At 41.2% G+C, this 12,993-nt stretch carries 11 protein-coding genes; 6 read left to right on the top strand and 5 right to left on the bottom strand.

Annotated elements, in window-relative coordinates; genetic code table 11:
- The first annotated feature begins 157 nt into the window (after positions 1-157).
- Entirely contained in the window at positions 158-2,800 is a 2,643-nt protein-coding gene (gene clpB / locus LAY57_RS12290) for an ATP-dependent chaperone ClpB (protein WP_249066898.1), read from the top strand.
- Positions 2,801-2,875: 75 nt separating this feature from the next.
- Positions 2,876-3,865 (top strand): hormogonium polysaccharide biosynthesis glycosyltransferase HpsE, encoded by a 990-nt coding sequence (hpsE, locus tag LAY57_RS12295; protein ID WP_249066900.1) that lies wholly within the window; start codon positions 2,876-2,878, stop codon positions 3,863-3,865.
- A 24-nt stretch (positions 3,866-3,889) separates the two neighbouring features.
- Here hpsE (LAY57_RS12295) and LAY57_RS12300 read toward each other — a convergent pair whose 3' ends face one another.
- Positions 3,890-4,642 carry an FkbM family methyltransferase gene (locus tag LAY57_RS12300; RefSeq protein WP_249066902.1) on the bottom strand — a complete coding sequence of 251 codons (753 nt, stop codon included), beginning with the start codon at positions 4,640-4,642 and terminating at the stop codon, positions 3,890-3,892.
- 166 nt (positions 4,643-4,808) lie between these two features.
- Between LAY57_RS12300 and hpsE (LAY57_RS12305) the strand changes: the two genes are divergently transcribed.
- Genes hpsE (LAY57_RS12305) through LAY57_RS12320 form a run of 4 tightly spaced genes read left to right on the top strand, consistent with a single transcriptional unit; the run spans position 4,809 to position 8,943 of the window.
- Positions 4,809-5,783: a hormogonium polysaccharide biosynthesis glycosyltransferase HpsE gene (gene hpsE, locus LAY57_RS12305; protein WP_249066905.1), complete on the top strand. Its 975-nt coding sequence runs from the start codon at positions 4,809-4,811 to the stop codon at positions 5,781-5,783.
- 5 nt (positions 5,784-5,788) lie between these two features.
- Positions 5,789-6,961 carry a glycosyltransferase family 4 protein gene (locus LAY57_RS12310; RefSeq protein ID WP_249066906.1) on the top strand — a complete coding sequence of 391 codons (1,173 nt, stop codon included), beginning with the start codon at positions 5,789-5,791 and terminating at the stop codon, positions 6,959-6,961.
- A 37-nt stretch (positions 6,962-6,998) separates the two neighbouring features.
- A complete protein-coding gene (locus tag LAY57_RS12315; protein WP_249066909.1) occupies positions 6,999-7,748 on the top strand; it encodes a class I SAM-dependent methyltransferase in 750 nt (249 codons plus the stop codon).
- A 19-nt stretch (positions 7,749-7,767) separates the two neighbouring features.
- Positions 7,768-8,943, top strand: coding sequence for a glycosyltransferase family 4 protein (locus tag LAY57_RS12320; protein WP_249066911.1), 1,176 nt, complete (start codon positions 7,768-7,770; stop codon positions 8,941-8,943).
- A 23-nt stretch (positions 8,944-8,966) separates the two neighbouring features.
- Here LAY57_RS12320 and LAY57_RS12325 read toward each other — a convergent pair whose 3' ends face one another.
- From LAY57_RS12325 to LAY57_RS12340, 4 genes are read right to left on the bottom strand one after another with little or no spacing between them, the layout of a single operon-like run.
- Complete coding sequence (locus LAY57_RS12325; RefSeq protein ID WP_249066913.1) at positions 8,967-9,950, bottom strand: glycosyltransferase; 984 nt, start codon at positions 9,948-9,950, stop codon at positions 8,967-8,969.
- Positions 9,951-9,964: 14 nt separating this feature from the next.
- Positions 9,965-10,948: a glycosyltransferase gene (locus LAY57_RS12330; protein WP_249066915.1), complete on the bottom strand. Its 984-nt coding sequence runs from the start codon at positions 10,946-10,948 to the stop codon at positions 9,965-9,967.
- A gap of 3 nt (positions 10,949-10,951) precedes the next feature.
- Entirely contained in the window at positions 10,952-11,953 is a 1,002-nt protein-coding gene (locus tag LAY57_RS12335; protein WP_249066916.1) for a glycosyltransferase, read from the bottom strand.
- Positions 11,944-12,843 (bottom strand): sulfotransferase domain-containing protein, encoded by a 900-nt coding sequence (locus LAY57_RS12340; RefSeq protein ID WP_249066918.1) that lies wholly within the window; start codon positions 12,841-12,843, stop codon positions 11,944-11,946. Before LAY57_RS12340 ends, LAY57_RS12335 begins: the two co-directional genes overlap by 10 nt.
- Positions 12,844-12,993 lie beyond the last annotated feature (150 nt).

A 12,993-nucleotide genomic window follows, 5' to 3' on the forward strand; every position in this document is an offset into this window, starting at 1 on the left:
TTGGGCAACAATAGGAAAAGCTAAGAGAAATCTAAAATAGACAGTTTCGCTGATTCTCCCCAGCCCCCTATTGCTAGATCGGTAAGTGCTGATGGTTTTCAGTATCATGGTCATGAGGGGTAAGAATTTAGAAACCCTTTGACAAAGAGGAATTATTGTGCAGCCTACTGATGCTACTAAATTTACCGAGAAAGCCTGGGAAGCGATCGTCAAATCCCAAGAGGTGGCGCGTCGCTATCAACATCAGTATCTAGAGGTAGAACATTTAGCGATCGCGCTTTTGGAACAAGATGGACTGGCGCACCGAATACTCAACCGCGCCGGCGTTGACTCCGCCCGCTTGGTGTCCCAACTGGAATCTTATGCAAAAGCACAAACTAGAGTAGTTGCCAAGAGCGAGGATATCTACTTGGGCAAAAGCTTAGACTTAATGCTCGATCGCGCGGAGTCAGCTAGGGTAACTTGGCAAGATGAGTTTATTTCCGTCGAACATTTATTGCTGGGCTTTGCCGAAGACGAAAAATTGGGGCGTCGGATGCTCAAAAGTTTTGAAGCAGACGCCAAAAAGCTGGAAGCGACGGTTAAACTTGTTCGCGGCAGTCAAAAAGTGAGCGATCAAAACCCAGAGAATCGTTACGATGCCCTGGAAAAGTACGGACGCGACCTCACCGAACAAGCAAAAGCTGGTAAACTTGACCCCGTAATCGGGCGGGATGATGAAATTCGCCGGGTAATCCAGGTGCTATCGCGCCGGATGAAAAACAATCCAGTGCTGATAGGAGAACCGGGCGTGGGGAAAACTGCGATCGCAGAAGCCTTAGCCCAGCGTATCGTCAACGGCGACGTGCCGGAATCCCTCAAAAACCGCAGACTTATTTCCCTAGATATGGGCAGCATAGTTGCAGGTGCCAAATATCGGGGAGAATTTGAAGACCGCCTCAGAGCTGTACTCAAAGAAGTCACCAACTCCCAAGGGCAAATTGTCCTGTTTATCGACGAACTGCATACCGTCGTCGGTGCTGGTGCTAACAGTCAAGGGGCGATGGATGCTGGCAACTTGCTCAAACCCATGTTGGCGCGGGGTGAATTGCGCTGCATTGGCGCAAGCACCCTGGATGAGTACCGCAAGCACATTGAAAAAGATGCCGCCCTGGAACGTCGGTTTCAACAAGTTTACGTAAATCAACCCTCAGTTGAAGATACGATTTCGATTCTACGGGGACTCAAGGAACGTTACGAAGTTCACCACGGGGTTAAAATTACAGACTCGGCGCTGGTTGCGGCGGCGACACTTTCCCATCGCTACATCTCCGATCGGTTTTTGCCAGATAAAGCGATCGACCTCGTAGATGAAGCAGCTGCTAAGTTGAAAATGGAGATCACCTCGAAACCGGAAGAGTTAGAAGCGATCGATCGACGGTTAATGCAGCTGGAAATGGAGAAATTGTCCCTGGAAAAGGAAGAAAACAAAGCGTCGCGAGAACGTTTGCGCGGAATTGAAGATGAAATTGTCGAATTGAAAGAAGAACAAGAACGACTTTCTTCCCAATGGCAAGGTGAAAAGCAACTCCTAGAAGCAATCAATACCTTGAAGGAGGAAGAAGATCAACTTCGCGTACAAATTGAACAAGCAGAAAGAGCTTACGATCTCAATAAGGCGGCGCAGTTGAAGTATGGAAAATTGGAAGGTTTGCAGCGCGGACGCGAAGTCAAAGAAGCCGAACTTTTGAAACTGCAATCCCAAGGTTCTACCCTATTGCGCGAACAAGTCACGGAAGCGGATATTGCCGAAATAGTCGGTAAATGGACAGGTATTCCGGTTAGTCGCTTACTGGAATCGGAACGGCAGAAATTATTGCAATTAGAAGCCCAACTGCATAAAAAAGTAATCGGTCAGCAGGAAGCCGTCTCCGCAGTCTCTGCGGCCATTCGTCGCGCCAGAGCAGGAATGAAAGACCCCGGACGCCCGATCGGTTCATTTCTGTTTATGGGGCCTACAGGAGTCGGAAAAACCGAGTTAGCCCGCGCTTTAGCGCAATTTTTATTTGATTCGGACGACGCCCTAGTGCGGATTGATATGTCCGAGTACATGGAAAAACATTCCGTGTCGCGACTGGTGGGTGCGCCTCCCGGATACGTCGGTTATGAGGAAGGCGGACAACTTTCGGAGGCAATTCGCAGGCGTCCCTACTCGGTGGTATTGTTGGATGAAGTGGAAAAAGCCCACCCAGATGTGTTCAACATTTTGCTGCAAGTCTTGGATGATGGGAGAATTACCGATTCTCAGGGGAGAACGGTGGATTTTCGCAATACCGTGATTGTGATGACGAGTAATATAGGAAGCGATCGCATCCTCGAATTCGCTGGCGATGATTCCCAATACGAACAAATGCGTAAACAGGTGATGGACGCCCTCAGAAAGCACTTCCGCCCGGAATTTCTCAACCGGGTTGACGATATAATCCTGTTCCACACCCTGAGTCGCAGCGAATTGGGCCAAATTGTGGGGATTCAAATGCTGCGAATTCAAAAGTTACTCGCCGACCAAAAAATTAGTATCGAGCTTAAACCCGTCGCCCAAGAGCATTTGGCAGAAGCAGGCTACGATCCAGTGTACGGCGCTCGCCCGATCAAAAGAGCGATTCAGCGAGAACTGGAAAATCCGATCGCTACCATGCTGTTGGAGAACGCCTTTGTTCCCGGTGACACGATCGCGATCGACTGTATCGATAATAAGCTCATATTCACCAAAAAACAGCCTCTCACTCTCGCGCCAGCAGTTCAAGCTGTGGAAACCTAATATTAAGGCATTTCAAATTTGAGATTTGAAATCTCAAATTTGAAATCTCAAGTTCCCCCTCTCCCCAGTCTCCCAATGCTAGACTTCACCGTTGCCATACCAACCTACAATGGGGAAAACCGTTTACCAGATGTTCTGGAACGACTGCGATCGCAAATCAAAACAGAAACCTTTTCCTGGGAAGTAATTGTTGTTGATAATAACAGCACCGACAACACCAAAAAAGTTGTTGAAGAATACCAAAAAAACTGGCCTGTAGCCTATCCTCTCAAATATTGTTTTGAACCTCAACAAGGACTTTGTTTTGCCAGACAACGCGCCGTAGAGGAAGCTAAAGGCAAATTTATCGGCTTTATCGACGACGACAATTTACCAACTTCTGAATGGGTAGCAGAAGCGTATGCTTTTGGGAAAGCTAGTGATGATGTCGGTGCCTACGGCAGTCGGATTTATGCTGAATTTGAAGTAAGTCCCCCAGAAAATTTTCAGAGAATTGCTTCTTTATTGGGATTGACAGATAGAGGTGACGATGCTCACCTCTACGAACCTCACAAAAAAGTGCTGCCACCAGGAGCCGGATTAGTTGTCCGCAGGCAAGTATGGCTGGAAAATGTTCCCAAAAAACTTATGCTTGGGCCAAAAGGTGAGGATGCGATCGCGCAAAGAGGAGAAGACTTAGAAGCATTATTATATATTCAAAGAGCCGGATGGAAAATTTGGTATAACCCCAAAATGGTCATTTACCATCGCATTCCCCGCCAGCGCCTAGAAAAAGACTATCTAATTAAAATATGCCGCCAAACTGGACTCTCCCGTTATCACACGCGGATGCTCAGCGTCAAAACATGGCAACGCCCTCTTGCTTTTTTAGCTTATATGCTCAATGATATCCGCAAAATTATCTTCCACTTAGTAACATATAAAACAACAATTCGTAACGATATAGTATTTGCTTGTCAGATGGAGCTTTACATGGCCAGCCTCATCAGTCCTTTCTACATCTGGAGAAGATATTTACACAAGCAAAGGTATTTTTTCATAGTAGGACTGAAGTCCTCCCCATAAATACTGTCCTAGCCAATAAAGAAACTACTTTAAACGTTCCCAAAATAACTGTTCCAAACCTACTTTTTGCCGCCCGTAAAAATTTTTATTTACTTGAAATCCAGCTTCATCCAACTTAGCTTTAACAAATTGAACCTTTTCAGATCCAATAAGTTTTTCATGCAACTCGATCGCCAGTTTTTGGATGTTGTAAAAATCTGCGTTCTTTAATATATCGTACTCCCCACCCTCAACATCCATAATCAGAAAACTGGGGTTAATGCGTCGCACTTCTTCATTGAAAGATTTTACCGGAACTTTAACAGATCTTGCATTTTGATTCCAGGGAGTAATGGAAGAAGACCAAAAGTTTTTTTCTATATAAAATGTTTCCTCCCCAGGTCGATCTCCTACTAAGCAAATTTCCAGTGTTGGAAAGACGCTATTGAGTTTATAAGTCTCGCGGATGTGAGTTTCTAATTCTGGGTTAGCTTCGTAGGTAAAAACTCTTTCAGAACCTATCTTTTTCGCACAATAACTAGAAATTAGACCGATTCCTGCACCAATTTCCATTACAATATCATTTGGGAAAAGATGAGATTTAACAATTTTCATCTCATCGGCTTCGTAGTGACCTCTATAGATAGATGCTCGTATAGGTTCGGAGAAATAAGGGTCAACTCGAATCGCAATCCCTTCGAGCTTAACAAGACTGGGTTTAGTTAGCGTTCGGTATTCTGCCAAAAGCTTGTTTTGAATACGGTTTAACAACAAACGCAGTTTCTGGAATTTTTGCATTTTCGTGAAAATGAAGTAGCTATTAATACACTCTTTAACACGAACGAGTTACAGACGGCAATTCCGCAACGTTTTGTAACGATTTTATCAAAACTTGCCTCTTGCCACAAAACAGATATATGCTATCCTGATAAAAAGAGTATAGCAAAAAAACTTGTGTGTAAATTTGGTTGAGTTTACTGTAGCTATTTGCACCTATAACGGTGCAGAACGATTCCCGGAAGTCTTAGAGCAACTGCAAAAGCAAGTTGGGATAGAAGGTATTGCTTGGGAAGTCCTTCTTGTTGACAACAACAGCAGCGATCACACAGTCAATGTTGTTTCTCAATATGCCCAAAATTGGCGAAAAGATTCTCAATTGAGATATGTTTTTGAACCGAAGCAGGGACTTGGATACGCACGGATAAGGGCAATGAAAGAGGCTAAAAGTAAAGAGTTAGTAGGCTTTTTAGATGATGACAATATACCGTCAAAAGATTGGGTAGCCCAGGCTTACCATTTTGGTCAATCAAGACCTCAAGTTGGAGCTTATGGAGGTATAATTCATGCTAAAATTGACCAAAACCCGCCTCCTTATTTTGACCAAGTTAAGTTATATTTAACTGTGGGCGATCGCGGTGAAGCTGCATTTCACTACAAGCGATCGGACAAACCCCGGCGAATACCCGCTGGTGCAGGTTTTGTGATCCGCAAGCTAGCTTGGCAAAAGTGCGTTCCTCCACCAGAAAAATTGTTAATAACTGGCAGAGATCCGAAAACTTGGGCAGCTGGTGAAGATGCAGAAGTAATGTTTTATATTCAAAACAGTAATTGGGAAGTTTGGTACAATCCAAAGATGGAAATTTGGCACCACATTCCCTCCCATCGGTTGGAAGAAGCTTATTTGCTTAAACTTGCCAGAGGATATGGTCTTTCCTTTCATCTTACCCGTTTAGCTCGATTTTATCCTTGGCAACGTCCTCTCGTGCAACTATTGATTCCTTTTTATACTTTCAGGGATAGCTTGAGAGTGCTGAGTTACTATCTAAAGTACAAAGATGCGATCGCTAACGACTTAGGCAAAACTTGTGAATTTGAGTGCAAGATAGGAAATTTACTCAGTCCTTATCTGATAATTTATCGAATTTTCGTTAAGGATTAGTAAAAATGAAAATAGCTTATATCACCGAATTTGATGTCAAAAATAAAGTTCGCTCTTCTTGGCGGAAAAACCAATTAGGCCACTGGGGCTGTTGCTATTACATAGCTAAGTATCTTGAAGATGAAAATACAACTTTGCACTATTTAGGCCCTTTACTCCAAAACAATACGTTAATTCCCAAACTAAAAAGGCGTTTATATAATTGGTTTACTAATAAATTGTACCATTTTTGGGCTGAGCCTATTTTCACTAAAGATTACGCCCGCCAAATTGAGGATAAATTATCAAATATTAATGTAGATGTTGTATTGTGTCCAGATATAAATTTTGTGTCTTACCTGAAGTGCGATCGCCCCATAGTCATTTGGGTAGACTCTGCTTACGTAGGTTATCTGAATTTTTACCCAGACTATACTAAACTTTGTAGAGAAAGCATCAATCATTTAATCAAAATGGATAAATTAGCGTTTAAAAAATGCCAAGCAATTATATTTTCATCTGAATGGGCTGCCAGCACAGCAATTCAAACCTATCAAATCGCTCCAGCCAAAGTAAAAGTTGTCCCTTTCGGAGCCAACATCGAATGCAACAGAACTGTTGATGATATTAAAAGCATAGTTGAAGCCAAGCCCTCTAGTAAATGTAACTTATTATTCATCGGTTCTAATTGGGAGAGGAAAGGAGGAGATGTAGCTCTCGCAGTTACTAAAATTTTAAATTCAATGGGTTTGGATACCCAATTAACAGTAGTTGGATGTAAACCTACCATTGATGAACCTCTGCCCAAATTTTTAAAAGTGATAGGAGCGCTCGATACCTTTACCAGCGCAGGGTTAAATAAAATAAATCAATTGTTTGCTGAATCTCACTTTTTAATTTTACCCTCAAAAGCAGACTGCACTCCCCACGTCCTAGCAGAGGCAAATTCCTTTGGAGTTCCTTGTTTGACCACAAATGTCGGCGGTATACCGACAATGATTAGAGATCGTTTAAACGGCAAAACTTTTGCACTAGATGCGAGCAATTCGGAGTATTGTGACTATATCTCTTCTATAATAACTAACTACAGCGAATACAAGCGGCTGGCTCTCTCATCCTTTAACGAGTATCAAATCCGCTTAAACTGGTTTGTCGCTTGTCAAGAAGTGAAAAAAATATTGGTGGATATGATATTATAGGCAAATTATCAATCTATAAATATTAGGAGCAAGTCTGATGAATTGTGTTTTGGAAGAAATTTTGAAAAGTGGTTACGTCAAGTCTGTTGATGGAAAATTAGTGAAGTTGCATTCCAACATTTCTAGTGAAGAAGGAAAGCTATTACAGGAAATCATTTATGAATTAAAGCCAAAGGTCAGCCTTGAAGTTGGCCTTGCCTACGGAATTTCGGCACTTTTTATATGTGAGGCACTTAAAAACACGCCCAACTCTCGTCATATTATTATAGATCCCATGCAATCAACTCACTGGCAAGGGATTGGTCTTAATAACCTCAAGAAAGTTGGTTATGAAGAAATAATCGAGTTCCATCAGCAGCCATCCCACCTTGCTCTTTCTCAGCTAGAAGCGCAAGGAATCAAGATCGATTTTGCTTTTATTGATGGTATGCACACATTTGACCACACTCTGATCGATTTCTTCTATGTTGATAAATTGTTAAATGTCGGCGGGGTAGTAGCCATAGATGATACAAGTTTTCCCAGTATCCATAAAGTTTGTAGATTTATTGTTACAAACCGTGCATATAGCATCTATCGGTACTTTAATAGAATTGACTATAAACCATCTTTGGGACGACGAGCGCTCGAACGCTTGGCGCATATTTATGAACCAATGCGGCGCATTCTCAAGCCTGAATATGTCCAACCAGATTTTGAACTGGGGTTTGCTCCCAGATCTGAATTGATTGCCTTCAAAAAGGAAGCGGAAGACACCCGTAAGTGGAATTTTTATCGCGAGTTTTGAGTAGTAATATCGGTTAAATATGATAAATTTATCTTATGTGACAACTTATGATGTTTTGAATAGTTCGACTTGGCTTAAACATCAAGTAGGACTTTATGGGGCTGGTTATTACATCTCCCAAACTCTGCAAAATCAATCTGTATCAATGGACTATATTGGCCCTTTAAAGAAAAATTTTGCTCCTATCACTAGGACTAAGTGGAGTTTTTATCGCTACTTACAAAAAAAAGACTACTATAGTTGGGCAGATAAGTTAACGCTGAAAGATTATGCTTATCAAGTTTCGCAAAAATTGTCTAAGCTAAATTCAGATGTAGTACTTTGTCCAGAAAATGCAGTGCCGATCGCATATCTCAATTGCCAACAACCAATAGTTTTGTGGACAGATACAACCTTAGCCGCTTTGATTAATTTTTATCCTTATTTAAGTAATTTGTGTGAAGAAACTAAGAAAAATATCTATACTTTGGAAAAGTCTGCACTCGACAGATGCAAATTGGTGATATACTCATCTGACTGGGCGGCAGAAACAGCTATTCAAATTTATGGAATCGATCCCAATAAAGTAAGAGTAGTGCCTTGGGGAGCAAATATCGAATGCGATCGCACCCTCAACGACATTCAAAATATAGTACAATCCCGACCTTTAAACCCCTGTAAATTACTGTTTTTTGGCGCTCAATGGGAAAGGAAAGGAGGAGATATCGCCTTAGCAGTAGCAAAAGAACTAACTAGCAGAGGTTTAATTACTGAATTAACCGTAATTGGGTGCGATTCTTCTGTAACTAACGAAACAATTCCTAAATTTGTAAAATTTTTAGGATTTATCGACAAATCCACCAAAGAAGGGGAACACAAGATTAATCAATTATTAGCTGAATCCCATTTTTTAATTTTACCTTCACGTGCAGAAACTTACGGTCACGTATTCTGCGAGGCAAATTCTTTTGGCGTTCCGTGTTTGGCAACAAAAATAGGCGGTGTACCAACAATTATCAAAGATAATTTAAACGGAAAGATTTTTGCACTTGATGCACCAATCTCAGAATATTGCACTTATATTAATAATTATATTACTAATTACAAGGAATACAAACGCCTCGCTCTGTCATCATTTAACGAGTATCAATATCGCTTAAATTGGTCTGTGGCAGGACAATCAATTAAACAATTACTTGGGGATTTAGTAAAGTAGGGTGCGTTCAGTCACCCTACTAATTAAGGATTTAGCCTAATTTGAGTAAGCAAAGTGTTGAGATCTGAAAATTTGCTCAATTTAGTAAGCACTAACGCCGCTTGTTGAGGCGGCATTATAATCATTGCTGCAATTTTAAACACCGCTTTCCAGATGATTCGCGTCTTCAGCAAAGAAAGGTCATTTCTCACCGCACTCCAGAGAAACCTAGCTCCTGCCAAACCTTTTTTTCGTTCTGGAAAACCTTCCAACGCCTTGTAAGTAAGGTACTTGTAAATGTTAGAAAGACTGTAGGGTTTGAGATACTGTAAAGATGCGGGAGCTTGGTCAAAAGCTTTTTTGATCGCGTGCAAAGAGCCTAATGCTAAGCGGCTCACATTAGCAGATGCAGAATTAGCAGAAACGCGATATAAAACTTGCGGAAATGGCACCGCTACAAAAGGATACTTTGCCGCCAACCGCAACCACATATCCCAATCTTCCGCAGGAGGAAGCAACGCATCAAAGCCTCCCACTTTTAGCAAAGCTTGCTTGCGAATCAAAGGGTTAGAACCATTGTCTAAGAAATTAATTAACAGCAACTTTTCATAGACATCTCCATTGGCAGTAATGTGGCTACCCGGACGTAAAAATTCACCCGCCTCGGTAATCCAATCAGTCCAACTGTAAGCAACAGCAGCTTCGGGATTTTCTTGTAATGCCTGCCATTGCGCCTGTAGCTTATCTGGCGTCCAAAGATCGTCAGCATCTAGAAAAGCAATAAACTCTCCGTTAGCATTTTCAACTCCTCGGTTGCGGCTAACGCTTACACCAGAATTGGAATAAGAGAAAACTTGCAAGCGAGAATCTTGGATTTGGGAAATAACCTCTAATGTGCCGTCTTGGGAACCATCGTTAATGATAATTAATTCATAATCTTTTAAACTTTGCTTTAAAACGGATTCGATCGTGGCGCGAATGGTTTTTTCACCGTTGTAAACCGGAATAATTACAGAAATGAGTGGCATATCATATCCATTTTTTAGGGTTCGCGTCGAGAGTGGATAAATATAGTAGTAATATCAGCCGCTCGCTCTAGTTTATTAAACAAAACCTCAGCTTGTTTGCTTGGCAGTACCGTCACAACCAAAATTCTCAACAATATTTTCCAAATTACTCGCCGCCGTAGCAAAGCCGGATCGTATTTCACCGCATACCACAAAAACCTAACTCCTTCCAAACCTCTCTTTCGAGAAGGAGTCAAGTCAAGCGCCTTGAAAAGAAGGTATTTATAAATGTTACCTTTAGTCAGCGGTTTGAGATATTGTAGAGATGCTGGAGCGCGATCGAAAGCTTGTGCAATGACTTGCATAGTTTCTGCCTCCATCCTCACCAAATTGGCTGACATAGAACTGGCTGTAATTCGATATAAAATTTGCGGCTTAGAAACAGCAACGAAATGATATTTAGCAGCTAACCGCAGCCACATATCCCAATCTTCACCTGATTTCAGGGATTCATCAAAACCTCCCACTTCGCTAAAAACTTCCTTGCGAATCAAAGCATTAGAGCCATTGTCTACAAAATTTGTTAATAACAAATTCTCATAAACATCGCCATTAAAAGTAAGGTAAGTCCCACTCCGAAAATTTTTACTTGATTCATCAATACAATCGCTCCAACTGTAAGCTACCGCCGCTTGAGGATTTTCTTGCAATGCTTTTAATTGCCCTTCCAGCTTATCGGGAGTCCACATATCGTCCGCATCGATAAAAGAAATATATTCCCCTTTGGCTAAAGAAATGCCACGGTTGCGACTAGCAGCTAATCCGGCATTTGGGTATGAAAATACCTTCAATCGCTCATCTTGAATGCGGGAAATAATTTCTATGGTTTTGTCTGTGGAACCATCATTAATTACGATTAATTCAAAATCTTTAAAAGTTTGGCTTAAAACCGACTCGCTCGTTTCTCGGACGGTTTTCTCGCCATTATAAACTGGGATAACCACAGAAATTAATGGCATATATTATGTTTCGCGGCGCATAAATATGTACAAGGTACTAATATCGGCCAATTTCTTCATTTTACTCAGCAATATTTCAGCTTGTTTAGGTGGTAATAATGTTATGGTGGCAATTCTCAACAACACTTTCCAGATAATTCGCCTTCGCAGGAGAGCAGGATCGTATTTGACAGCATACCAGAAAAATCGCGCTGCTTCCAAACCTCTCTGCTTCTGCGGAGCCATGTTCAGCAACCTAAAAATTATATCTTTGTAAAAATTGGCTATGCTGTACTGTTTTAATTCTGGAGGTAAAGGTTTACGAGACTCCTTAAAAGCACGTTCTCTCACTAATAAACTGGTTGCTTCTTGTCGGCGAACATTAGCAGACATGGAGTTAGATGAAAGCCGATATAAAATTTGTGGGGATGGTACAGCTACAAAATTATAACGAGCAGCTAATCGCAAATACAAGTCATAATCTTGACTGGCGGTAAGCGATTCATCAAAACCACCAACATCGACAAAAGATTGCCTGCGAATTAACGGGTTTGAGCCACTTTCCACAAACGGAATTAAAAAAAGTTTGGCAAAAACATCGCCATTTTCAGTTCTGTAGTTACCTCCTCGGACAAATTCACTTGATTCATTAATAACATTTAGCCAACTGTAAGCTACCGCCGCTTGGGGATTTTCTTGCAAAGCTTTTAGTTGTGCTTCTAGCTTATCTGGTGTCCACAAGTCATCGGCATCTAAAAAGGCGATAAATTCACCAGAAGATTGGGAAAATCCGCGATTGCGACTGACAGCAGCGCCAGCATTGGAGTAAGAGAAAAGTTTTAGACGGGGATCATTAATGCTGGAGATAATATCTAAAGTCAAGTCAGTAGAACCATCGTTAATTACAATTAACTCAAAATCGGAAAAAGTTTGCTGTAAAACCGAGTCGATCGTTTCGCGAATTGTTTTTTTGCTGTTATAAACAGGAATTATTACCGAAATCAAGGGTCTATCATCTATAGCCATGATGAAAGATCCCTTTGAATCAAATCCTGCAACTTCAAAATATCTTCTCGATAAACTTCTATTAGTTGCTGCCGCATCTCTTTCGTTAATTTTAGAGGTTGAGTCATATTTTGTTTGTAAACTTTAGCAGACAAAGGCTTTCTTATATTAGCTGGTAAAATCGACTTTAAAAAATATTTCAGCGGGTTTTGCTGCGTCAGAAAGTCTTGCACAGCTTTATTTTTAGGTGGAATAACTGAGTAAGCATACTTGATGGAGGTATCTGGCATATATATATCATCAACCTCTAAAAAATTAGAAATTTCTTTGATTAAGCTACTTCCATTATTTTTTAAATCTTCAAATAAATAAACTTTAATTTGTTGACGAGCGAATCTATCGTAATATCGTTTTAACTGGGGATAATAAAACCCCAGATTTTTATAATGCCAAATCCACTCCCAATTACTTTGGATACGGCTTTCCTCTGCTTCCAGCGCTTTGGCAAAATCTTTTATTTGTTCTCGCTCTTGACCAAATAACCACAAATAAGCAGAATAAGCTCGATCGGCTGGATGTCGCAAAATTGCAATTAATTTCACATCCGGTATGTAGTGCTTGATGCGATCGGGAGCCTTTGGACTGTAGAGATACAATGGAGATACTTCACCGATCGCTTTTTGCTCCTTAACATCTTTGAATAAGGCACGGTACTTTTCAATATCGGTGACTGACCAAGAATTAATGCGAGTTTCCGCACCTAATCCTTTAAAATCTAATCTTTGTCCTTCTAAAGCAAAAAAGTTCGGTTCTTTCACAGGACTGACATAAATTTGTGGATGCTGCTTTAAATACTCGTCAAGCGAGGTGCTGCCAGCTTTACCCGCACCGATGACTAGAAAATTTGGCATTGTCATAGATCTACCTCATAAATGGCACTAACAAAACTTTACCAAACAACGCTAAATATCCAGAATACTTTTTTTGTGCCTCGACCCGCTAAATTGCAAGCGGTTTTTCCTGGTAAAAGTAGGGAAATCCGAATTAGCCATTGACGGGTA

This window comes from Argonema antarcticum A004/B2, from assembly GCF_023333585.1.
GTDB classification, from domain to species: domain Bacteria; phylum Cyanobacteriota; class Cyanobacteriia; order Cyanobacteriales; family Aerosakkonemataceae; genus Argonema; species Argonema antarcticum.